The organism is Verrucomicrobiia bacterium, assembly GCA_023953615.1.
GTDB lineage: Bacteria > Verrucomicrobiota > Verrucomicrobiia > Limisphaerales > JADLHS01 > JADLHS01.
On sequence record JAMLJH010000002.1, the window covers coordinates 331353 to 354509 of the forward strand.

General features: G+C 56.8%; 18 protein-coding genes and 1 tRNA gene. 5 read left to right on the forward strand and 14 right to left on the reverse strand.

The window, feature by feature from the left end:
• The 9 genes from M9920_11565 to M9920_11605 form a co-directional block, all read right to left on the reverse strand.
• Window positions 1-384, reverse strand: a complete 384-nt coding sequence (locus M9920_11565; GenBank protein ID MCO5052928.1) for a type II toxin-antitoxin system death-on-curing family toxin — start codon at window positions 382-384, stop codon at window positions 1-3.
• The gene (locus M9920_11570) at window positions 381-584 is read right to left on the reverse strand and encodes a hypothetical protein (GenBank protein MCO5052929.1); all 204 of its coding nucleotides are present in this window, start codon (window positions 582-584) and stop codon (window positions 381-383) included. The genes M9920_11565 and M9920_11570 overlap by 4 nt, the downstream gene beginning before the upstream one ends.
• An 81-nt stretch (window positions 585-665) precedes the next feature.
• Window positions 666-1034, reverse strand: coding sequence for a hypothetical protein (locus M9920_11575; GenBank protein ID MCO5052930.1), 369 nt, complete (start codon window positions 1032-1034; stop codon window positions 666-668).
• Window positions 1035-1052: 18 nt separating this feature from the next.
• Window positions 1053-3068, reverse strand: coding sequence for a cation-translocating P-type ATPase (locus M9920_11580; GenBank protein MCO5052931.1), 2016 nt, complete (start codon window positions 3066-3068; stop codon window positions 1053-1055).
• A 29-nt stretch (window positions 3069-3097) separates the two neighbouring features.
• Window positions 3098-4204, reverse strand: a complete 1107-nt coding sequence (locus tag M9920_11585) for an SPFH domain-containing protein (GenBank protein MCO5052932.1) — start codon at window positions 4202-4204, stop codon at window positions 3098-3100.
• 2 nt (window positions 4205-4206) lie between these two features.
• Window positions 4207-5112 (reverse strand): protease modulator HflC, encoded by a 906-nt coding sequence (locus M9920_11590; protein ID MCO5052933.1) that lies wholly within the window; start codon window positions 5110-5112, stop codon window positions 4207-4209.
• A gap of 20 nt (window positions 5113-5132) precedes the next feature.
• Complete coding sequence (locus M9920_11595) at window positions 5133-7037, reverse strand: SPFH domain-containing protein (protein MCO5052934.1); 1905 nt, start codon at window positions 7035-7037, stop codon at window positions 5133-5135.
• Between the two features lie 98 nt (window positions 7038-7135).
• On the reverse strand, window positions 7136-8098 hold the full coding sequence (locus M9920_11600) for an ABC transporter permease (GenBank protein ID MCO5052935.1): 963 nt from the start codon (window positions 8096-8098) through the stop codon (window positions 7136-7138).
• Between the two features lie 162 nt (window positions 8099-8260).
• Window positions 8261-9601 (reverse strand): universal stress protein, encoded by a 1341-nt coding sequence (locus tag M9920_11605; GenBank protein ID MCO5052936.1) that lies wholly within the window; start codon window positions 9599-9601, stop codon window positions 8261-8263.
• 17 nt (window positions 9602-9618) lie between these two features.
• Between M9920_11605 and M9920_11610 the strand changes: the two genes are divergently transcribed.
• Both M9920_11610 and M9920_11615 read left to right on the forward strand, forming a co-directional pair.
• Window positions 9619-9903 carry a hypothetical protein gene (locus M9920_11610; GenBank protein MCO5052937.1) on the forward strand — a complete coding sequence of 95 codons (285 nt, stop codon included), beginning with the start codon at window positions 9619-9621 and terminating at the stop codon, window positions 9901-9903.
• A 237-nt stretch (window positions 9904-10140) separates the two neighbouring features.
• Complete coding sequence (locus tag M9920_11615; protein MCO5052938.1) at window positions 10141-10821, forward strand: hypothetical protein; 681 nt, start codon at window positions 10141-10143, stop codon at window positions 10819-10821.
• 6 nt (window positions 10822-10827) lie between these two features.
• Here M9920_11615 and M9920_11620 read toward each other — a convergent pair whose 3' ends face one another.
• Window positions 10828-12669: an amidohydrolase family protein gene (locus tag M9920_11620; protein MCO5052939.1), complete on the reverse strand. Its 1842-nt coding sequence runs from the start codon at window positions 12667-12669 to the stop codon at window positions 10828-10830.
• Between the two features lie 134 nt (window positions 12670-12803).
• Between M9920_11620 and M9920_11625 the strand changes: the two genes are divergently transcribed.
• Both M9920_11625 and M9920_11630 read left to right on the forward strand, forming a co-directional pair.
• Complete coding sequence (locus tag M9920_11625; protein ID MCO5052940.1) at window positions 12804-17474, forward strand: autotransporter-associated beta strand repeat-containing protein; 4671 nt, start codon at window positions 12804-12806, stop codon at window positions 17472-17474.
• A 161-nt stretch (window positions 17475-17635) separates the two neighbouring features.
• Entirely contained in the window at window positions 17636-18424 is a 789-nt protein-coding gene (locus M9920_11630; GenBank protein ID MCO5052941.1) for a hypothetical protein, read from the forward strand.
• Window positions 18425-18689: 265 nt separating this feature from the next.
• On the opposite strand, the gene M9920_11635 is transcribed toward M9920_11630, so the two are convergent.
• Genes M9920_11635 through M9920_11645 form a run of 3 tightly spaced genes read right to left on the reverse strand, consistent with a single transcriptional unit; the run spans window position 18690 to window position 21933 of the window.
• Window positions 18690-19553, reverse strand: coding sequence for a ParB N-terminal domain-containing protein (locus tag M9920_11635; GenBank protein MCO5052942.1), 864 nt, complete (start codon window positions 19551-19553; stop codon window positions 18690-18692).
• On the reverse strand, window positions 19553-20428 hold the full coding sequence (locus M9920_11640; protein MCO5052943.1) for a ParB N-terminal domain-containing protein: 876 nt from the start codon (window positions 20426-20428) through the stop codon (window positions 19553-19555). The genes M9920_11635 and M9920_11640 overlap by 1 nt, the downstream gene beginning before the upstream one ends.
• Window positions 20429-20442: 14 nt before the next feature.
• Window positions 20443-21933 (reverse strand): recombinase family protein, encoded by a 1491-nt coding sequence (locus tag M9920_11645; GenBank protein MCO5052944.1) that lies wholly within the window; start codon window positions 21931-21933, stop codon window positions 20443-20445.
• A gap of 653 nt (window positions 21934-22586) precedes the next feature.
• Between M9920_11645 and M9920_11650 the strand changes: the two genes are divergently transcribed.
• A complete protein-coding gene (locus M9920_11650) occupies window positions 22587-22859 on the forward strand; it encodes a hypothetical protein (GenBank protein MCO5052945.1) in 273 nt (90 codons plus the stop codon).
• A gap of 200 nt (window positions 22860-23059) precedes the next feature.
• On the opposite strand, the gene M9920_11655 is transcribed toward M9920_11650, so the two are convergent.
• Window positions 23060-23137, reverse strand: a tRNA-Pro gene (locus M9920_11655).
• Between the last annotated feature and the right edge of the window lie 20 nt (window positions 23138-23157).

Consider the following 23157-nt stretch of genomic DNA (forward strand, 5'->3'; position numbering starts at 1 on the left):
TTATTCGTTAGCGTATTTGCGGAAAATTTCCGCCAAGTCCGCTTTTGTCTTTTTCTTTTCCGCAATGTCAATCATTGCGGAATACAGTTCCCATGGCGACGGTTTGGCATAAATACCGTTCATCGCTAGAAAAACCAATGCCGACGTGACGGCAGTGCGTTTATTTCCGTCAATAAACGCCTGTGATTCCGCCAGATGAAAAGCGTAACCCGCAGCCACGTCAAATAAATCACCATTGGCGTAATAAAAAGTGTTTCGCGCCGAAGCCAGCGCGGATTCAATCAATCCGGCATCGCGCACGCCTTCGCCGCCACCGTGTTCAGCCAGACTTCGGGTATGAATGTGATGAACTTCATCAAGCGTTAAAAAATTCGGTTCGTTCACTTGGCCAGCGCGCTTAAAAGTTGCCGGTTTTCCCGGAAGACGACATCGCACGCTTCGTCAAACGAAAGTTTTTTTCCAAGCCACGGTTTTGAATTTGTGCTCATGCCGCCGACCACTTTTTTGGTGAACAGAACAAAAAGTTCCCGTTGCTCCTCGTCGGACAATTCTTCAATTTGCCGCATGATTTCTGTGGCACTCATACTTTGAATTTAACTAATTTTGCCGCCTCATCAAGCCCGCGCACCGAGACGACCACGCCAGCGGATTTGTTTCAGTCGCGGTCATTTTTTATTAGCTTTCAGCTTCTGCCATTTTACGACGTAATGCTCATCAGTGAGCTTGTGGTCGTTATACTTTTGCAGCGTGTAAAAAACGCCGTGGTGCAAAGAAAGGCTGCATTGCGGGCAAACTCGCAGCGCTGGCTTTCTTATCAAAAATTCGCTTCCACACCGAACACAATAGCCTGCCATTCCCAATTCCAAGCCATCACAATCTTCCAGTTGCTTAACCTCACTCTTGTCCAGCGCCGCGCTTATTTCATCCACTGCATACTTTGGTAGAGTCAAATCACCAGCAACACAATGCCATGAATCACTTTTCCGCTGCATCACCAACCCGCACAACGGACAAAATAGCGTGCTTGGAGTCATACAACATCAGTCCGATCCTCACGCCGCCTTGGGCGTCAGTTGTCCTGCTGGCGCGGCGGACGAACCGCCAGTGCTGCCGGGGTTCACTGTTTCAGGTTGATAATGTTCCAGTTCCTCGCCCTTGCGGACCAGTCGCGCGCTGTTAAAAATCACAATCAACGAACCGACGTTGTGCAGAATGGCGGCAACGATCGGCGTCAACCAACCAAAGGCGGCCGCGCTCAGGCCGCTGACGATGAACAGCACGCCAAAGAGGAAATTCTGGTTGATGACGCCGCGCGTGCTCTGAGACAACTTGACCAGGAACGGTAGGCGGCGCAGGTCGTTGTTCATCAGCGCGATTGTGGCGCTGTGGATGGCCACTTCGCTGCCGGCGGCGCCCATCGCGATGCCAATATCGCCGGCGGCCAAAGCCGGGGCGTCATTCACGCCATCGCCCACCACGGCCACTTTGTAGCCTTTCGATTTTACGTGATGGACAAAATCCACCTTGTTCTGCGGCAGACAATCACCCTGCGCCTCTTCGCAACCGATCTCAGCCGCCACGCGCGCGGCCACCGGCTGGCGGTCGCCGGAAACCATCGCGATGCGGCGTACGCCAAATTCGCGCAGGTCCGTCAGCACTTCGCGGGCTTCGGCGCGCGTTTGATCCTGCAAGCCAATCCAGCCGATGCACTTTCCATCGCGCGCCACAAAGATCAGACTCCAGCCTTCGGTGATGTTCAAGTCCACGGACTTTTCGAACTCGCTGCTGATGCCGTTGTCCTTGAGCCATTGGGCGCGGCCAACCAGCACTTTGGCGTTGCCGATGTCGGCCTTGACGCCGCGCCCGGCGGTTTCCACGAAGTTTTGCGGTTCAACCAGCGGCACGCCGGCTTCGGCGGCGATTTTGGTCAGCGCCTTGGCGGTCGGATGGTTGCTGTATTTTTCCGCGCTGGTCGCGATTCGCAGCAACTCCGCCGGTTTCACCTCGCCCAGCGGATTGAGCCGGCTGACGGCCAGCTCGCCCGTCGTGAGCGTGCCGGTTTTGTCGAAAACGAAAGCGTTGATCTTTGCCGCGGCTTCAATGTCCGCCACGTTCTTGATCAGAATGCCCAACCGCGCGGCGGCCGAAAGTGCGGCGACCATGGCGGTGGGGGTGGCGAGGATGAACGCGCACGGACAGGAAACCACCAGCACGGCAATGACGCGGTCGAGGTCGCGCGTAAAGGCCCAAACCAACGCGCCAATCACCAGCACCAGCGGCGTGTAGAACGCCATGTACTGATCCACAATCTTCATGATCGGCAGTTTGGTTTTTTCCGCCGCCAGAATCAGTTCGCGCACCCGACCCAGCGTCGTGTCCTGACCGGCGCGGCTGACTTTGATTTCGAGCACGCCCGTCAGATTCATGGTGCCGGCAAAAACTTCGTCCCCGGTTTTCTTATCCACCGGCAGGGATTCGCCGGTGATGGTGGCCTGATTGAATGAGCCTTGGCCGTTCAAAATCACTCCATCCGCCGCGACGTTGTCTCCCGGACGAACCCGAATCACGTCGCCAATGGCGAGTTCGCTTGCGGGCACTTCCTCCTCGGATTTATCAGCCTTGATGCGCCGCGCCTTGGTGGGCGTGAGTTTGATGAGAGATTCGATGGAAGCCCGCGCGCCTTCGGCCGTATGGGTTTCAATGACCTCTCCCAACAGCATGAAGAAGGCGACGACGCCCGCGGTTTTGTAATCGCCGGAGGCAAACGCCGCCAACACCGCGATGGCGACCAGTTCATTGATGCTCAACCGGCCTTTGCGCAAATCTTGAATGGCCGTGACCATGATGGGGTAGCCGAGAATGATGGCGCCGATCATCGCGCTGGCGCCCGCAACGACGTGAGCGCCGGTGAACACCCAGTCCACAATGAAAGCGTTCACGACGAAGACCAGCCCGAGCAGCATCCAGGTCAACCCGACGTTGCTGTGCTCGTGATCATGGCCGCAACCGCAACCGTCGCCGTGATGCGAATCGGAGGCTTCGCGAGTAAGAAGGGAAGTGACTTGCATACGCCAAAAGAGTTACAGGAGTTTCCAGTTCAAGGGTGGGGCGTTTCGGTTTTGGATTTGACCGGCCCGCGGTTCAGGAGCAAGCGCAGTTCCAGCGGTTTGCCATCCGGACTGGTGGGCAAGTACATTTTGTAATCCACCCCGGCGATGGCGCGGCCCAGGGTTTCGGTCAGGCGTTGCTGGCGGAACAGTTCCGGATTGGCCCGATAGCGCGGCAACACTTCCTGAAAGGTTTTGGCGTCGCCTTCGATCTTGGCGATCATATCGTTGCGCTCGGCTTGCGCCGCATTGCGCCGCGCGGCGGCTTCGCCAATCGCTTCGTTGATTTTTTTGTCCCGATACGTGAGCGCTTCGGTGAGGGCCTGTCGGGATTGTTGTCCGGCGGTGGTGACGTTGGCAAACGCGGTGTCCAACTGGCGCGGCTGCCGGGTTTCCACCACGCATTGCTCGACCGCGATCCCCAGTTTCTCCGTCAGCACCAACTGGTTGACCCGGCGCTGGACCGCATCTTGAAAGGCGGTGCGCTCAAACAGCGCCTGATCCACGCTGCGGTGCGCGGCGGCATAAACCAGGGCGTTATCCAGGACGTTCAACACGGCATTCGACAATCCGGTTAAACCATAGGCCTGATCCGCGCCGGAGGAAAAATTAAATACGCACCGCACCGGGTCCTCGATGCGATAACGCAAGATCGCCTTGGTGTGCAGAATGTTGCCATCCCCGGTCAGCGCGTAACCGTCCTGTTCCGGGTTCAACGTCGGACCGGCAAAGGGAATTTCCCCCTGCGCTTCCTGAACCGGGGTTTGGAAAAACCAGTGCGTCCGGGAACGGACTTCCTGCACCTCGGTGATCGGAATTTTCACCACTTCGTCAATCGGATAGGGCAAACCGAAATGAATGCCCGGTCCCAGCAACACCTTGTCGCCTTCGCCTTGCGGTTTGCCGAAGCGGAGCAGGATGGCCTGCTCGCGCGGACCGACCGTGAAGAAACCCGAGAAGAGGAACGCAAGGAACAGCAGCAGCATCACGAACTTGACGATGCCGAAACTGCTGTGCAACGCATCCGCCAACGCCTGTGATCCGGCGTCAATCGGTTGCGCGGGCGGCGGCGGGGGGGCTGGCGATTCGGTGGCCATGGTCAGCGAGAAACTTGATTGGTGAGACTTTCGGTCAGCAGGTTAAAAGGCGCCGTGCGCGAGTCAAAGATCAGCGTGGACCGTTCTTTCAACGAGGCTTCAAGCGCCTCGAGGTCGCCGAGAAATTTGGCCAGGTCTGGCGCCTGTTCGAAAACGGGATAAACCTTGGCGGCGGCGGCGTCTCCTTCGCCCCGGATGCGCCGCGCTTCGCCTTCGGCGGTGGAAATCAGTTGCGCCGCCTCGCGATCCGCTGCCGAGCGAATCTTGCGCGCTTCCGCCGCGCCTTCCTCGTTGTATTTATCGGCGAGCTTCTTGCGATCCGCTGTCATCAACGCGAAAACAGACTCTGTCACGCTTTCCGGCAGACCCAGCCGTTTGATGCCGAGGTATTCGATCTGAATACCGGAATTGTTGGCGGCGGCCTTTTCCTGAACGATGGTTTTGATCTCCTGTTCGACGGCGTCAAATTTCAAATCCTGGTCGTTGGCATTGACGAAGTCGCTGAGCGGGTGCTTGCCCACGACCGCCGCCTTGGCGGAGATCACGATGTCGCGCAGATTGCGCTCCGCCTCCTTCACCGAGCCGTTTTTGAACTTCGGAAAGAACGCCTGCGCATCCGCAATTCGCCAGCCGACGTAAACACTGCTCAACAAGTTATTGCCGTCAGCGGTGTAACCTTCGCTGAAGGTGTCCTCGAAGTTTTGGATGCGTTGATCGAGCTTGTAAACGCTTTCAATACCGGGCGGCAGTTTGAAGCGGAATCCTGGCTCCGTGTAGGTCTTGACCGGTTTGCCGAAACGCGTGACGACGGCGACTTCGGATTGCCGCACCTGGAACACGAACAAGACCATCACAAAGATCAGGGCCAGCACCAGGCTGACGATGATGGTAAGGGGGTTGTTTTTCATGGCGTGATTAAATGAACGGGTTACTTGGAATTCAAAATGGCTTCGGCCTGTTGCTGGATCATGTTGTCCATGGCGCTGTGTTGCAGATCAAAGGTGATGACGTTGTCGGTGTTGGTCGTCACGAGAATGTATTTGCGCGCCTCCTTCGTGGCCCGGGGAAAAGCCTGGGTGTAGAGCCGGCGTTTATAGACCGAGGGCGCGGCGCGGAACGCGGGGATTTGATTGGTGAAAGCGGCGGCGCGCGCAACCGTCACCAGTTCCTGATTCAACCGCGCGGCTTCGGCACTGTTGGTGATGACGGTGGCCTCAGCGCTGGCCAGGGCGTTGGTGACAATGGCCTCGCCTTCCGCCGCGACGATTTTCGCCTTTTTCTGCTGAATGGCGGCAACAACCTTTTGGTATTCAGGCGCGACTTTCACCGGCGGATGCACGTCTTGCAGACCGAGGTGCAGAATTTTGACGCCGAGCGCGCGTGCGTTGGCGGCGGCTTGAATGCGCGTCGCCAAAGCCCGCGCGGAATCCTCGCGCTTGGTGGACATCAGTTCCTTGGTGTCCACGCTGACGAGGAAGCGCACCACTTCGCGCGTCGCCACGTTGAGCAACGCGTTTGAACTGCTTTCATGGCCGTAAATCCATTCGGTGATGTTGGTGATCTGGTACTGGATGGGAATGCTGGTCGTCAACAAACTGACGGGCGGAACTTTTTTGTGATCCGGCGCGTTGGCCTCCGGCGCCGGAATCAGGTCCTCGTGCTCGTTACGGTTGGCCACGAGGTAGTTCACCTCTTCCTTGACGTGCGAAACGTTCCACAGCACGACTCTGTGGTCGTCCGTATCATCCTTGGGCGCCGAGCCGATCCGCAGGATCTGGATTTTCTCGGTGTCATAGCGGTAAACCACATCTATCGGCCACGGCAATTTCAAATGCGCGCCCGGCCCCAAGGCGCGTCCGTTTGCGATGGGCTTGCCGAAACGTTCCACAATGGCCTGTTCGCCTGCCTCGATAAAAATGAAGCAGGACGAGAGCAACAGCGCGCCCAACTGAATCAGTAGGATGGTCGGCAGCTTTTCTTTGAGAACCCGAAAGAACCAGGTGTCCGAAACCTTGAAACCAAACTGGTAATCGAGCGTCTGCGCGGCGGTGGCCACCAGGCCCTCCGGTTGCGCCAGCAGACCGATCAGCCGGGAATCGTAAAGCGGCCGGGCCACCTTGTTTTTCAGTCGGGGCCGATAGATTTCCAAGATCAGCGTGATCAAGGTTTCCAGCGTCAACAAGCCGAGCAGAATGGTGAACAGTTTGGCTCCAATCAGGTCCGCGCGGGGAAAGTCAACTTTATCGCCCAGCAACACCAGTCCCGTGACGACGCCGAGATACGAACCCAACAAAACGAAGTTTGAAGCGGGACGGAGGAGGCGATTGCTTTCCAGACGCGCCAAGGTCACCGCGAACCGCCCGCGCATGAACAAAATCAGAGCGAGTCCACCGAGCAGTCCCAATGACACCAACACCCGCTCGGCAGTAATGCCGGTGTAATCCACCCGATCCAACCCGCGCCACAGCAGGATCGTTCCGGTCAATTCCACCAGCAGCAAAACCACCATGAAGCTGGGGACAAAGTATTTCTCGAAACTGTGCCGCGCCCGCTGCGCGGGCAGGAACGCGGCCTCTTTGTTTTCAAACAGCGCGGAGCTGCTCTTGGTTCGCGCCAGCTCGTCCAACTCCAGTTTTTCCGTGGCTTCGCGCTCTTCGAGCCGCATTTGGAACCAGCTTACGAAGGCGATCAAAGCGCCAATCCCGAAGAAAATAGCCGCGACCTGTCCGGTCAGGGCGTTGGCGTATCGTCCTGCCGCCAGGATCGCGCCGCCCAACAACAACAAGGTCAGGAAGTTGACCAATCCGTTCCGTTTTATCGTATGCCGGTCCACAAAAAATTCGTTAACGGTTAATATCTCTACGTCGCTTTATTTGGTTTTGACAACTCGGAGGTTTTGCCTTTGGCCATCAACCCACGAACCATCCCCACTCAACTCAACTCCCGATCCTCAAACAGGGCCACGGCGATGGCGAGCGTTGCGCCAATGTAACTGGCGGCATAAACGAACGCCTTGCTCACGTAACCCCAGTGAAAGGTGCTCCGACCCGCGTCCAACGCGTCGGCCAGCCAAAAATTCTGCCAGTTCGGTATGATGGTGTAAAGAATCCTTGCCCACCATTCGCCCCGTTCGGCAGGCAATCCGAACAGGTAATCCGACATCAAACCAATGAGGAAAACCGCCGTGCAAATGGCCAGTGAAGCCATGGTGTCCAGTCGCGTCGAGCACGCCAGGGCCACGGCGGCAATGATCCAGAGCGCAAACAGGATCAATACTCCCGCCGGTACCATGCGCCAGTCCACGTGCGCCATCTCGCCGAGCGATTGGGTTTGTTGGGTGAAAAGGAAGATAATGGCCGCGCCGGCGGTCACCGTCACCACCAACGCCAGCACGGCGTCGCTGACAAAGGGGCGATTCAGGAAAAAATTGCTAAAGCCTCCCAACGCAAACGCGACCAGAATGGCCGCACCGAAAATCAACACCGCGTGGATGTCCGTGCCGCCGTAAGCGTCGAAGGTCATTCGCCCCGCCACCAGGGCCGCCACCAGATTTACATAGGTTACGACGCTCAATGCCGCGATCAAACCGAGATACTTGGCGAGGATGAATTGGGTGCGGCTGATGGGTTTGGCCAGCACCGCCAGCGCCGTTCCAGTGCGAATTTCCCGCGCCACCGAAGCCGAAGCGCTCAAAACGGCGCTGAGCAACCCGGAAAGCAACATCACGGCGAGCACCGAATTTTTGACCAGCTTGGGTTCATCCCCGAAGGCGAAGTAGTAGGGCGTGGCGAGAAAAATCTCGAAAGCCGCCGTCGCCGTAGTCAGCAGCAGGAAGACCGGCTGCCGAATCAGCTCCATGAACGCATTTGAGGCAATCGTCGCAAATTGTCGCATCAGTAACCTTCGAGACAATAATCAGTGACAGATTAGGGAGTTGCCGGTTGCCTTGTAAATCCCATTCCCGCTCAACGCAAAATCCTCGCGACATTCCGGCGGCGCGCAAAATTTTGAGGCGAGGCAACAAAGCCACATGCCCAAGTGCTTGGTCAGCCCGGATTATTTCGGGACGACGAGTACCGGGTGGGGGCTGCGCCGCATCACGCCTTCGGTGGTCGAGCCAAGCAGTTTCTTTTTCAATCCTGACCGGCCGCGCGAGCCGAGGCAGATCAAACTGGCGCTGAAACGTTCGGCGGCCTGACAAATGGCCAGGTCCGGATGTTGGTGTTCAGCCACTTCGATGCGCGTTTTGATGCCGCGTTTTTCCGCTTCCTTGGGGATCAACGCCTGCAATTGGGTTTTCAGCTTTTGTTTGCGTTTGTCCTGCGGGCCGCCGTTGGCCGGAGTTGACGCTTGAAACACGTTGGCGGGCGGAATGATGTGGACCAGGCAAACTTCGCCGCCGCGCGGCACGACGCCATAGGCGTAGGCAATGGCGCGATTGGCCGGTTTGGAAAAATCCGTTGGCACCAGCACGCGGCGGTAGCTGGGAAGCTGGCCGCGATTCAAATCCACTTCCTCCGGCGCGGGCACACACACGAGGTTTGTGACGGTGCGATGCAGCACGTTGCGCGAGACGGATCCGAGCCAGAAGCGACTTAGTCCCTGACGTTGATTCGTGCCCAGAACAATCAGGTCGGCGGATTCCGCGTTGGCCAGTTCAATGAGCTTCTCCTCGACCGGCCCCCAACTCGAGACGATGCGCAATTCCGGCAGACCCAGGCCGAACACTTCGGTGCAGCGTTCTTTAAGATCGCGTTCCAACATGGCGCGCACTTCGGGTTCGTTTTCCGTCAGTCCGCTGTGGCCGCCGATGCCGAAGCGCCAGGTTTCTTTGGGAGGCCAGGAGATGTAAGCAATCACGGTGCGGCAGACGCCGATTTCCTTCAAGGCCGCCACCCATTCCAGCGCGGCATCCGAGCTGGGCGAAAAATCGTAACCGACAAACACGTTGAGTTTGCGTTTGCCCTTGGCCCAGGCAATCAACCGGTCGTGATCGCGTACGACGAGCGTGGGGACCTTTGAAAGTTGGGCGGCTTTCTCCGCGACGCTGCCAACCAGCCAGCGACTTGGCGCAATCCGTCCGATGCTGGAGACCACAATCAAATCCGCATGGTTGGTCGAGGCTTCGTTGACCAATACTTCCTGCGGACGGCCAAGGATCATTTTCTCCGTCACTTCCGCGCCGGCCGCGCGGAGCCGGGTCGCTTCCTTGCCCAGCTTGCGTCGAAGCCGGGCGTACACTTCATCCACGCCTTCTTTGGAGAGAAATTCCAGGCTGGCCGGTTCGAGTCCATGCACCAGCTCAAGCGGAGTTTTGGCGCGCGCGGCCATGGCGGCGGCGACATCCGCGGCGGTGGCGGCGTGTATCGAGAAATCAGTTCCACATACAATTTTCATATTGGCCTCCAGTCTTGATGGCCGCCCGCTGGGCTGCCGGTTCGATTTGGTTTTATTTGGTCGTCAGAGGAAGGTGCCGGGCGTGGCGTTTCAATGAAAGCGGAAAAAATTGGCTGCCAGCGCCGTCCGCTCCTCACTGCGGTTCGGCGACTGAAGCGGTTATTTTCACCGGCGATGTTCATCTTGATTTTTCCGGTAATGGTTTTGATCCACTCCGCTCGCGCCACTCCAACTTCCAACCTCGCGATGCGCGTTCATTGTGTGCTCAAGGCGATTCGCAATTCAATCTCTTTTTAGCGTAAGTGATGCCATAATGTGAAAGTGAATGATTCGCCTAATGTCGCGAGCGTTTGATGTCGTTATGCAGCCGCGCGTGGAGGAACAGAACCTTTTGTTTCGACAGCGGATTGATTTGTGCCGCTGCGGAGTGTTTCAGTGCTGGCTTGAAGTTGAGTGCGCATGTAGTTGCTTGTGGCGTGGTTGATTTCTGGAGGGGACGCAATATTGCACCGGTGCGCGCCGTGGCTTAGTTTCGCCGGATGTTGACTCTTTCTGTGAAGGCTCGCGCGGTCGGATCGCGACTGGCTTGGTTGGGACTTTACGCGGTGGCGATGGGATTGCTCGAAGCCATCTGCGTGATTTATCTGCGCCGGTTGCTTCCAATTGAAACGGGTGCGGAAGCCTCGCCATTGGAGCGGTTGCGGATTGAACTCATCCGGGAAGCCGCCACCCTGGTGATGCTCGGCGCAGTGGCGTGGTTGGCGGCGGACAACTTTCGTTTGCGGGTGGGTTGCTTTTTCTACGCGTTTGGCTTCTGGGACATTTTTTATTATGCGGGGCTTTGGTGGCTGGCGGGTTGGCCGGAATCATTGCTCACCTGGGATTGTTTGTTTCTGATTCCCGTGCCGTGGTACGGTCCGGTTTTAGCGCCGGTGCTGATCAGCGTTTACTTCATCGTTGGATGCGGCTGGCTTCATGCGCGGGAAGTTCAGGGGGTGCCGCTTCGATCGTCCCTCCGCTTGGTCAGCACCCAACTCCTCGCGTTCGTAATTTGGTATGGCTCGTTCGTCAAGGATTCAAGCCATATCCGTACGCACGGTTATGATGGAGTCAACTACTCCTGGCTGCTGTTGGGATTGGGCGCGTTGGTGGGGCTGACCGGATTCTTTATGGCTTCACGGCCAGCTCCCGTTGGCGGCGCGGAATGTGCCCGTGTCTAAACCCGCCTACTCGACAAATTCCAGCACGCCGAATTTTTCCGGTTTGTGAAAGGTGCTGCTCAGCGTCGGACTGAACGCCAGGCCCGCGCGGTTGGCGATATCGCCCCGATACAGTCCGATGCGCCATTGGGTGCCGGCCTTGGGTTGGGTCGGGGCGAGAGAGCTGAGCGGGATGCGCATTTTGCAGGTCCAAACCTTGGCTTTGCGATCCACTCGCACCGCCGTCTGAAAACCACTGCTCCAGGCAAAGTCGCGTTGGCCGTGGTTCAGCGTCAAATCGAGTTTCTCGTTGGTCGGTGCCACCTGAAGTTCCACATAGCGGTGCAGGTCGTTCGGATCTCCGGCAATAAACGCCTCCACTACATCGCGATCCCAGAGGCTCACGCCCGGCTCGTTCATATTGTGGCGTTCGCGGTCAAATTGGACCGGTTCAAATTGTGTGAGCTTCGTGTACGGACATTCATAGCGCAAATAAAGCGCCTTGGCTGACCACAACGCGCGAACGGTTGTGGCGAGTTCCGGTCGCGCCGCATAATCCTTGGCCTGATATTCCAGCGTCACGGGTGAGGTGGTTTGCCAGAGCGTTTCGTCGGTTTGTTGCGCGGGATCAAAATCCTGACTGATGCGGCGCGCTTGAAGGTGCGGCAACGGCATCGAGCGACCGAGTAACTGGCGCGCGTTATCAAAATAGATTTTACGCAGAACGCTCGCTGGCAGTCCGATGGAGCTGATGGTCCAATCGCCCTGGATGGGCGTCATGTGCGGCCAATTTTTATCGCGCGTTTCCAACCAACGCCATTCCTTGAGGAAGAACGTTTCGGCGTCCGCCTCGGAGGGGGGCGGTTCGGAGCCGCTCGAACCCAGAATCATGCGGCTGGACAACGATTGAAAATCCGTGCCGAACAGAATGCGATCCTGATACTTCACGAACAGGCGACGGACTCGGTCGGGGTCGTGCCGGCCGATCTCCGGAATCCGCGCTGCCAGGTCCGCGTAAAGGTTTGGATGGCGGGCGAGGGCAGCGTCCACCCAATCCAGTTCTTCCGCGTTATTGGCGAAATGCACGCAAACGAACTTGGTGTGCGGATGTTTGGCGACGACATTCAGCATCGCCTCCAGAATTTCGTGAAAGGTGGGAAACTTGTTCGTGTCGCCAAACCACCAGCTCGGATGATCTTTTAATTCCGCCCAGCGTTCGTTCTGTTCGTTGTAAGGTTCAAAGAACGCCTTGGGATCGCCGACGTGCAAACTGACCGGCAGGTTCAATTCGCCCAGGCGTTCCCACATCGGGTCCAGTTTGGGGTCATCAATCTTGATGAGCTTTCCCGCGCCATCGCGCAAAAACAGCCCCAGACGTTTCCATTCCTTCAAGCCAGCGGCGCCGAGTTCGTAACCGCGCTCGACCTGTCGCACGGCTTGTTCGGCGAAGTCAGGTTGATCCCAATTTTTGTAATCCAGATTCATGTATTGAATCCATCGTCCGGGATGCCGCTCCTCCTGTAATTGCCGGTTGCGCTCGAAGCTGCTCGGGGCGCCGTTCGGACCGGGGGTGACCGTGCCCGGCGTCAAATCCACGCCGATGCCGATACCGGACCAATCCATCACCCGGATGGCTTGATCCAGCAGCGCGGGCGTGTATTGCAGATGCTGGTGCATATCAATAATTCGCCGCTCGATCCGCCATTGATCGGCCTGCCGCTGCGCCTCCGTGTCATCGGATTTAGCCAGACCGCTCGAAGCGCCGAGGAAACTGATCCACAGCGCGCAAAGCGCGTTGACCCAGCGATGCATGGGTTGGAATTGATGTCGTTTGGTTCGCATGATCCAGTTCGGAAGCGGGAGCGTCATGCGCGGGAGTTTAAGGATTGGAATCGTTGCGTCCAGATTGGAAATTTGGTTGCCATGTCAAACCAAAGCATCCAATCATCAACTCGGGACCAACGAGTGGAATATCGCGTTAACATCGGCAGACAGTGAGAATCATGAACACCATTAAGAAAATGACGACATCAAGTTTTGGACAGGTTACGAGTTGGGCGGTGGCTTTGAGTCTCCTCAGCAGCGCGGCTCAGGCTGATCCCATTAACAAGGCGGATACGGGTACTGATTTAACCGACGGCGCGAGCTGGGTGGATGGCAGTGCCCCCGGCGGCGCGGACGTCGCCACTTGGGTTACCGATTCTTTGGGCGGTGCGTTCATCATTGATAGCCCAATAGTCTGGCTGGGATTGGACGTACAGGCCGCCACGGCCCCGATCAGTTTTAGCGGCGAGGGATTGCTGACGTTGGGTGGATTAGGATTGAACCTCGCGGAAACCGGGGTGGGTATGACCGCGGATATGGCCTGGGAACTTAGCGAGGCTCAGACGTGGAGCGTCGGGCCGGAACGAAGTCTGATACTGAACGGAACGAACGCGCTGAATTTGGGTGACCACACGCTGACTCTGGCGAGCGAGGGGTTGATCGGATTGGGCAGCCCGATCATCGGGACGGGCGGTTTGGTGTTGAGCGGGACCAATGTGGTCGTACTCGCGGGGGCAACCACTAATTTTGCGGCGGGCGACGTGGTGGTGAACGACGGGTGGTTCGTGGTGGGCGATGAGATCGTGTCGCGCACCATTTTCGATCAAACGCAGCCGCGCACGATCACGGTGAACCCCAACGCGGTCTTGTTGTTCAATTATCGCAATGCGCTGGGGGCGGTGGCTGCTGCTCCCTGGCCGACGACTCAATTGATCGTGGACGGCGGTAAAGTTCAGAGCACCACGGACAACGTTGGGTCCGTGAATGTTTTGGTGAATCCCATTTTACGGAATGGCGCGGTGCTGGAAGCGACGCGCGACTTGGGGGCCAACTACACCACGTTTGAGTTGCGCGATACGATCCGGGTCGAAGGCACAATCCCTTCCACCATCGTCTCCGCAGGCGGGCGCATTGCGATTGGTGACCCGGCGTACTATGGTTCTGCCACCGCTATTTTTGATGTGGCCGATGCGAGTGGCGACGCCGCGCCGGACCTGACGATCAGCGCCGTTATTGCTGACGCGGGCAGCAAAGGCGTGGCGCCGGGATCGCTCACTAAAATCGGCGCCGGCACCCTGCGGTTGACGGCGGCCAACACCTATTCCGGTCCAACGGCGATTGACGGAGGCACCTTGATCGTGGACGGCAAATTATCCGGGGTCAACGACGTGTATGTCAATTGGAGTGGAACGCTGGGAGGCACGGGCGTTATCGGAGCTTCAGTCTATCTGAATGACGGTGGCACCATCGCGCTCGGTCCCGAACTGGGCACGCTGACCGTCAGCAACTACCTGCAAATTTTGAATGGCGCAACCTATGTGGCCAAGGTGAACGCCGACACTCAAGAATCGGATTTGGTGACCGGATTTTACTCCGGCGCCTATTACGGTCGTCTCGTGATCAGCAATATCTCGGGCGCTTTCGCCAGCGGCCAGTCCTTTCAGATTCTGGGACCCAATGGTTATGGCGATTGGGAAAGCATCACCCCCGCGCCTGGGGACGGAATGGCCTGGTCGTTTGACGCCGCGAGCGGAGTGCTTTCCATCGTGACCGAGGGTTCCGTGGTTAAAGCGAACGACGGTACCGAATTGGCCGACGCCTACAGTTGGATCGGTTGGGTTTTGCCCGGCAGTGATGACATTGCGAACTGGCTGTCCACCTCGTTGGGAGGTGAATTGACGCTTAATTATGGAGACACCAGTTGGCGCGGACTGCATATCCAGGGCGCCACCGAACCGATCAATTTGACGGGTGGGTCCAAACTAAGCCTGGGAGCGGGCGGGTTAACAATTGATTCCGCGGGCGTAAATCTGACCAGTTCCATTCCTTTGGAAGTCACGGCCAATCAGACGTGGACGATTGAAGCGGAGCGCGCGTTACAACTGACGGACCAAGGCTCGTTGGAAATTCCGGATGCCACGGTATTGACCGTGGCCGGCGACGGTACGGTCGAGGTGGACGGTTTGTTGAATGGCGCGGGTGCTTTGCACAAGACCGGCGCCGGGCTCCTCAGTCTCAAAAATTATGGCAACAACTTCAGCGGCAACACCGTGATCACGGGAGGCCGATTGCAACAAGACGGTCAGTTGGGTGGCGACGTGACGATGGGCTCCCAAACGACGCTGGGCGGCAGTGGCGTCAGTGCGGGCAGCCTGACCACTTCGAATCAAGCCACGTTGAATCTGGTCGGGGGGTTTGACACGACCGGCAGCACCTTTAATGGCGTGGATTTTTACGGGCCAACGTATCTGGACTTCGAGACCATGCCGATGGCGAACACCACTTACGATGTGATTACCTACGGCGCGGGCGGCTTGGCAAATTTCGAGAACCTCATTCCGCTGGCGCGAGGTGAGCTTGCCGACGACAGCTTGAACACCAAAGTCACCTTTACCGCTGCGGCCGGACGGGCGCGGACTTGGAACGTCACCGATGGCGTATGGAACCGGTTTGCGGCTCTGACCAATTGGGTCGAGGAAGACCAGCTTTACTATCAAGGTGACCTCGTGAGCTTTGGCGATCTGGGCGTGGATGCGGAAGTCACTCTGGAGGGGATGTTATTTCCCGGCGGCTCTGAAGTTAGCGTGGATCCGGGTGAACATACCTACACCTTCACCGGCACCGGCTCGATTGCGGGCGACGTGGGCTTGACCAAATCGGGCGCCGGCACCCTGATTCTGGTGAACCAGAATGATTACACGGGCGCCACCACCATTTCGGCTGGAACGCTGCAAGCGGGCAACGGCGGCACCACTGGAATGTGGGGCAGTGGCGCGCTGGTCAACGATGGCTTTTTAGTGCTGGATCGAAGTGACGACCTGCTGTTCCCCAACACGATCACTGGGACGGGCACTTTGGTGAAGAATGGAGACAACACCCTGACGCTGTCCGGTGCGGCCAATGCTTTTGCCGCGGGCGATCTGGTGATCAATGGCGGTCTCACGCGGGTTGGCGCGGCGGAGAATAATGTCAACCCCTATTTCAGCGCCGACCAGACGCGGACGCTGGTTGTGAATACGAACGCCACCTTGCAGTTTGTTTATCGAAACGCTTTTGGCGGAGCGAACGCTCCAATCTCCAGTCGTGTGGTGATTGACGGAGGGCGGGTGGAAGGGACCAACGGGACTTCGGGAGCGTTGAACCGCTTGGTGGATCCGACCTTGCGCAACGGCGCAGTGCTGGAAGCGACCAAGGACCTCTCGACTTATGTGACGTACGAACTGATCGGGACCGTCTCGGTCGAAGGCACGCTGCCTTCGACAATAACGTCAGGCACGGGACGAGTGGGGATTGGCAATGCCTCGATGAGCTATCCGGATCAGGACTGGACGACCTTTGCGGTGGACGACGTGTCTGGAGATGAGGCCGAGGATCTGACCATCAGTGCGGTGATTGCTGACAGTGGTAAAAATGGGATCAACCGGGGAAAACTCGTCAAGACCGGTCCGGGTACGTTGCGCCTGACTGCCTTGCCCACCTATTCAGGCGGGACGGAGGTGTTGGCGGGGACGTTGCAAGTTAATGTTGCCACGGGACCTAATGACGGTGCGATTCGCGGCGCGCTGTTTGTTGATGCCGCCGGGGTTTTTGAATACGAGCAGGGGAATGCCGCCAATGCTTTTGCCGGCAACATTTCGGGTTCTGGCATCATCCGCAAACGGGGCGGCAACTTCGGACTTACCGGCACGAATACTTTCTCGGGCACCTATTACGTGGAAGCGGGCACCCTCGGGCTTTCCGGTGCCAACGCCGTGCTGGGCCAGCCCAATGTGGTGCTGAACGGTTCGCTCGCGATCGGAGCCGGATTTGTGGGCGGTGCGGCAAAGATTGGTAATCTCAGCGGCACGGGTAATATCAGCGGTACGTTCAATCCCGACTCGGGCTTGCGCTCGCTCGAGGTCAATCAGACGGAGACGGGCGTTTTCTCCGGTAACCTGCGGGACGGCACGAGCGGACGCACCATCGGATTTATCAAAGCTGGCCCGGCGCAATTAACTCTCGATCTCGACGGCAAGGATTGGACTTATTCCGGTCCGACGACGGTGCAAGCCGGGACGCTTTACGTGGCCAGTGGCACCAACGTCAACAGTGTCGTGACCGTGGAGAGCGGCGCGGTCTTTGGCGGAGCCGGCGCGATCGAACAGACGTTGAACCTGGAGGCGGGAGCAACTTTCACCAACCACATCGGGACGCCATTCAACGTCGGCACTCTGAATGTAAATGGCGACGTCAATCTGGCCGTCACCACCGACGTCCCGCTTGGTCCGGGGCAATATCCCGTGATCCACTTCACCAACCTCGGCGGCGCGGGAGCACTGAGCCATTTGAGCATTGGCGGAGCCGGCCTGATCGCCGATGCGTCAGCAAGCGTTGTGGTGACGGAGGATACCGTGGTGCTTGAGGTTCTCCTTCCGGATACTCCGGAGCCGATTGATCTGACCTGGACGATCACCGACGATCAGATGGTGCTGGACTGGCCGGCGGAGCAGGGCTGGTTGTTGGAAGCGCAGACCAATCACCTGGACATCGGCTTGACGGGTGAATGGCAGGTGGTGAGCAATGCCGTGCCGCCTTTTAGCGTTGCCATTGATCCGACCAATCCGGCAGTATTTTTCCGGTTGAGGTACTAGTTGGTTGGTGTGGAGTTCGGCGGATGGTAGGGATGCCATCCGCCATTTTTCTTTTACCAACCCAGCCGGTAATTTCATCACGCCAGCGTCATCGGGCCGCAAACTCGACAGTTGGCGCGTGCGTCGTTATCTTGCCCGCAGTTGCCAATGGCGTATCGCCCATGAGAGTACCACTTCAATTCAGGTTGCTTGGCCGCCTCGCGCTGATGCTCACCTGCGTTGGCGTGGACTTCAGTTGGGCGGCGGATTCAAGCGACGCGACGCTCGCGATCACCACCAATCAATCTCTCCTGCCAGCGGCGGTGGATTTGCGTCCCAAGTTTGAAGCCTGGCAATTGTCGCCACGTCGTCAGGGCGCGCGCCCGACCTGTTCGGTTTTCACCTATATCGGCGCGCTGGAATTTGCCGCCGCCAGCCAAACGCACCATGGGGAATTGTTCAGTGTGGATTTTCTAAATTGGGCGGCGAATCAGACGCGTCAGAATCGGCGCGATGGCGGTTTCTTTTCCGATTTCGAACGAGGCTTCGCGCGGTTTGGTGTGTGCCGCGAGGACCTCATGCCTTACACCCCGAAATTCGAGCCGGCGCGCAAACCGGAAGCTGTCGCGCAAATGGATGCGCAACAGAAACTGGACCTGGGATTGCGCGTACACTGGATCAAACGCTGGAATCCCACCACCGGATTGACCGATGCGGAGTTGGTTCGACTTAAAAAACCTTGGCTGCCGGTTGGCCGGTGTGCGGTGGATTCCGCTGGCCGCAACGGGAACGCTGGCAGGCGGGGGTGTTGCAGATGTGTCCACCCGATCAAGTCTTTGACGGGCACAGCCTCTTACTCGTGGGCTACCGCGATGGCGCCAAGCCGGATGAAGGCGTATTATTGTTCCGCAACTCGGATGGTCCTTCCCGAGATGGCCAGATGCCTTACGAATACGCCCGCGCTTACATGAATGACGCCTTATGGATTCAGCCGGGGCCAGCGTCGAGCAGAGCCGATGCGAAATAGAACATCTCTTTCGCGATTCAATCAAAGCTGTCGTCCAAGCAGAACGGAATCAGATAACGCGTCACCCAATGCAGGCTGAACCCGAATGGATGAATGGAATCTATGTCCGCGAGGTCTCCCGCCTCTGCCTCGATGGAGATTTTTTACTCTGGCAAATCGTTGATCCCCCGACCGAGGGCTGGGAACATTTGGATGAAATGGTTTTGGGGTCAGACTGAAGCGGCAGCAATTATTTCAAATTCGGCATGGATCTCCGCGTGGTTGCCGGTCAGATACCGGACAACCTTGGAATTTTTCAGCAGCGTTTTGATGTAAGTTTGCGCGATTTGCAGGGTGAACATATTTTCCGTGTAATTGTCCGTGATGGATTTCAGGTCTCGCTCCAATGTCTCCATCTCGTTCTCTAACCGCGCGATTCCCTCTGGCGTCATGCCTTTCTTTTTCTTCGCATCGTGGGGATTGACCAGTTGGTTTTGGGGCGTTCCCAATACCAATGCCTCGGCGTAGCCGGTTAAAAAATTATTGGCCGCCACCATCATTTCCGCGATTTCAATCTGCCGCATCCCGTTGGTTCGCTTCAATAGGCGGATGGCCTGGGGAGCAATATTTTTATCCTTCAACAGTTCCGCCGCCTGTTTATGGATGCCTTTGAGCAGATTCATGGACGCCAGCACAACATGGATGGGCAGGTTCAGTGCTGCCGCGATCCGCTCTACGCTCACACCTTCTTGCACCGCTTTGACGATCATTTGGTGTTCCTGAATCGGCGGCAACCGGCTGACCCGCGCGTTGTAGGTGTAACATTCATCGTCGGTCGCGATGATACAGTCGGCGGCCGTTTCGCCCAATTCCCTAAGCGCCACATATCGCAGATGCCCGTTTTGCAGCAAATACTTTCCCGGGGCGTCTTTTTGAGGATAAACCACGAGCGGTTCAACCAACCCCACCGTCTTGATGGAGGACAAAATCTTTTGGTAGCGCAGGATACCCTTATGCACATCTTTGATTTGTCGCATCGGTGAAATGGCATCCAGCGTCAGCCGAACTTTCCGTAACTCAAATCCGATTTTCATTATTTTCCTGTTGCCTCCTGATTTCCGAGTGTGAGTTTTGCCGATAAATATTTTGGCACCGTGGCCAGCGACTCCGCCCGCAACAGGTTAAAAAAATTTTCGTCGGCCAGCAGTTTGTTGAACGCCGTCACGATGAAGGATAATCGGGCTTCGCACACTCGTGCCTTTTTGATCATCAATTTCTGACGTTGGCTCTCTCTCCGGTACGCGCTCACCATGGTCTCGACGCTGGTTTTAGGTTTTGCCGGTTGGACTTTGCCAGCGCGTTGCTTGCCGATCAGCCGCCGCTGCACAATTAGTCCCTTGACGTATTTCAGTGACAAATAATCCAGTTGCTTGTTTTCGTATGCCTTGAGCAGTTCACGTTGCGTTTCGAGCGTATCGGTCCTGGCAATATCCACTGCGACCCAGATCGGGATTTTGCCCGTGATGGCCGCTTCAAGCAGCCGCCCTTCACCCGCCTTTTTGAGACTCATCAGTCCGCGCACCAGATGGTCGCTGACATCCAATTTCTTGCTGATTTCTCCAAGGTTGTAACCGAGCGCCTTCAGCCGTTCGATTTCATTGATCAAATCCATGGGCTGCGGATAACGCCGGGCGATGTTTTCAACCAGACCGCGAATCAGCCGCTCTTCCTTGGGGATGTCTGCTACGATGGCTGGGATTTCCTTGTGACCGAGCGCCTTGAACGCTTCGAGGCGACCCTGGCCGCAAATCAAATCATATTCCGGACCAGCCGCCTCGCGCTCGGATCGGATGCTGACTTGAATCGGCATTTTCAGCCCAACGTTCTTAATGCTTTGGACTATCTGTGCGAATTTCTTCTGGTCGCGGTGGCGTGGATTCAAAATGTGGATCCGCTCGATGGGTATCATCTTGATTTCATCATTCATATAATCTCCTCCAGTTTCACTCGTTCTGTGATGGCGAAAAAATTGTCCAGCGTGTCAAATCGATAGGTGTCCAGATAAACGCCGTTGCATTCAGCAATACGCAAGTTTTCCCACGTCAGATCGATGCCCGGCAGGATGTAGTAATCTCGGATCCCCTCGTTGATCGCGTCCATGCGGACGGCGATGGTGAGGTCCGGTTTCAAACCGGCATCCAGCCGGATCAGCCAACGCGACGAACCCGCCAGCGTCGTGGTGTGTCGGCACAGGACGATGGAAACCCGGAGCTCGCCATTCACCAGCACCAAATCCGTTTCGTCGTCAACGATCGCTGTCCCACCCAGTGCGATGATTTTTTGTATCACGGACGCCACCAGATCCGGTCGCTGTTTGCGCAAGCGGCGGTTCTCTTCGATGAAAGCGAAATCAATTCCGGGATCGTAACCGATGAGTTTGTAGGCCGAAACCAGGCTGCCGAAGCGATGCCGATAGGCTGCGCTCGATGGAAAACCTTCGGCCTCGTCAATCAGGATGCCGTTGATATGGCCGTGCTGGCTCAACAGGCCGCGCAATTTTTCCAACATCTCCTCATCGGTGAACTTCCGACTGCGCGCCAGAATGATTTCGCGCACCTTGAAAAACTGCTCCGGCGCGATGATGCCCTCGAAAACGCCATCGGCGCGCACCCATCGTTCCGGCGGATTCTCTACATGCTTGCGTTTCAGTTTGAAAGACGTGCGGTGATAGACATTGTTGCCGATGTATTTTTCATTGGTGAGAATCTGATGAACGGTGCTGCGCGTCCATGCCCGGCCAAAATCAGTGCGAATTCCCTTTGCGTTCAACGCTTGAGCAATTTCGGACTCGTTGTTGCCGTCCAGGAATGTGCGATAGATCCAGTACACAACCTTGACCTCTTCGTCCGGTCCACGCACCAAAATTACGCGGTCAGTTTGGATGCTTTTGTGTTCGCCCATTTTCAGCATCGCTTTGCGCTGGCCGCTCTGGTCAATGAGCATCCGGCGCAGACCAAATCCAGCTGGGCCACCCTGTTTGAACCCCTCCTTGATCAACCGGCACGCGCCTTGGAACACTTTTGATGACAACTCACGGCTGTATTCGCCAGCCATCGCGCGTTTGACACCTTTGACAATGGTGGACACGGGACTGCCGTCATTTTCAAATTGCTCAGCGCAATAATGCACCGCGACGCCCGCATTGCGGCAGGTGTATTCATAATGAGCGCTTTCATCGGGATCTTGAAACCTTCCCCACCGGCTTACGTCATAGACGAGGATATTGGCAAAATTGATCTGCCCGCCGCGGACATCATTCAACATTTGCGACAGCGCTTCCCGGCCTTCAATGTTTAGCCCGCTTTTGCCTTCGTCCGAATAGATTTTGACGATTTCCAGCCCTCGATGTTTGGCATATTCGAGGATCACATCCATCTGGTTGCTGGTGGAGTATTGCTGATGCTCAGTGGACATGCGCACGTAGGCTGCGGCGCAATTCAGTACTGCATTTTTATCTTCTCTGGCCACGTTTTCAAAAGTGTTTGATTTTTCATTCATCATTGCGAAACAACGGCTCAATCCGGCTCGCCGCCATCCGGGTGCGTCCTCGGGATTTTCCACCTCTGGCGTTGGGCCTCTTTCCGGATGGCCGCCCTCTGGTCGGCAATGGCGCCCCTGGGTTGACCGACGGCATTTCTGACATACGCGGCGTCCCGATTTTGCGAATTTTGATCATCGTCATTTTTCATACGGATATTTTTTATGGTCCATTTTATGAATTGGCAGCGAAGTGACTATGTCATCTTGTAACGCAACGTCAGGACTTTGATTTTTTGGTCCTTTTCCAATAGAAGGGGTTGCGCTTGCGCCAGGCACGCACACGCTCAAGTTGATCCAGCCCGCGCCAGTAATTTTGGTTTTCCGGCTTGGCGTGCCAGAATTTTTGACTCAACGCCTTGCTGGCTTTTTTGCAGACGGGATTTGAGCAGAACATTTGGCGATGGCGGCTGCGGGGATCAGGAACAAAGGCTCGTTTGCAATTGATACATTCCCGCTGACGGTGTTTGTGTTGCATAACAAACACCACCGACCCGGACTATTTCAGATGCAAATAAAATCGGAGTCAGGTGGACCCATTCACTGCCGATTGTTTTAATGGAAAGGCGAATCCACCTCCCACCTTCCATGATGTCGTGAAAGTTTGGGACAGCCTTGAGGAGACCGGTAAGGTATGTCTCCTCATCCCTGACGACGAGGGAGTGTTCTTCGAAACGCAGACCATCAAAGACCCGCCGCTCGCCAGCGATGCGCAAATTTATCTCGACCTGCAGAACACCGGTCTGCGCGGGCCGGAGCAAGCCAACGCCTTGCGTCACTGGGAAGGATTCTGCCGGCCATGAAATACGAGACCGTCGGCATGGTAGGAGAGGGTGAAACTTTCCCGGCCTTTGTTTTCAACCCGGTAGATTTTAACGATGACCGATCCGTTGCGGATGGTTTTAGGCCACGCTGGAGCTTTTGCCGGGGCTTTTTTCATGCCTCGATTGTGTTAGGATTTTGTTAGGATCTCAAGTAAATCTTCAAAAACCCTTGGAAAGAATGGTCGGGGCGGTGAGATTTGAACTCACGACCTCTTGTACCCGAAACAAGCGCGCTAGCCAGGCTACGCTACGCCCCGACGTGGGGCGATACTCTATG

Bases quoted from the DNA above. Each gene is read 5' to 3' on its own strand.
- M9920_11570 (MCO5052929.1), bottom strand. From the start codon at position 584: ATGAGTGCCACAGAAATCATGCGGCAAATTGAAGAATTGTCCGACGAG.
- M9920_11575 (MCO5052930.1), bottom strand. From the start codon at position 1,034: ATGACTCCAAGCACGCTATTTTGTCCGTTGTGCGGGTTGGTGATGCAG.
- M9920_11580 (MCO5052931.1), bottom strand. From the start codon at position 3,068: ATGCAAGTCACTTCCCTTCTTACTCGCGAAGCCTCCGATTCGCATCAC.
- M9920_11585 (MCO5052932.1), bottom strand. From the start codon at position 4,204: ATGGCCACCGAATCGCCAGCCCCCCCGCCGCCGCCCGCGCAACCGATT.
- M9920_11590 (MCO5052933.1), bottom strand. From the start codon at position 5,112: ATGAAAAACAACCCCCTTACCATCATCGTCAGCCTGGTGCTGGCCCTG.
- M9920_11600 (MCO5052935.1), bottom strand. From the start codon at position 8,098: ATGCGACAATTTGCGACGATTGCCTCAAATGCGTTCATGGAGCTGATT.
- M9920_11605 (MCO5052936.1), bottom strand. From the start codon at position 9,601: ATGAAAATTGTATGTGGAACTGATTTCTCGATACACGCCGCCACCGCC.
- M9920_11610 (MCO5052937.1), top strand. From the start codon at position 9,619: ATGGCCGCCCGCTGGGCTGCCGGTTCGATTTGGTTTTATTTGGTCGTC.
- M9920_11615 (MCO5052938.1), top strand. From the start codon at position 10,141: ATGTTGACTCTTTCTGTGAAGGCTCGCGCGGTCGGATCGCGACTGGCT.
- M9920_11620 (MCO5052939.1), bottom strand. From the start codon at position 12,669: ATGACGCTCCCGCTTCCGAACTGGATCATGCGAACCAAACGACATCAA.
- M9920_11625 (MCO5052940.1), top strand. From the start codon at position 12,804: ATGAACACCATTAAGAAAATGACGACATCAAGTTTTGGACAGGTTACG.
- M9920_11630 (MCO5052941.1), top strand. From the start codon at position 17,636: ATGAGAGTACCACTTCAATTCAGGTTGCTTGGCCGCCTCGCGCTGATG.
- M9920_11635 (MCO5052942.1), bottom strand. From the start codon at position 19,553: ATGAAAATCGGATTTGAGTTACGGAAAGTTCGGCTGACGCTGGATGCC.
- M9920_11640 (MCO5052943.1), bottom strand. From the start codon at position 20,428: ATGATACCCATCGAGCGGATCCACATTTTGAATCCACGCCACCGCGAC.
- M9920_11645 (MCO5052944.1), bottom strand. From the start codon at position 21,933: ATGTCCACTGAGCATCAGCAATACTCCACCAGCAACCAGATGGATGTG.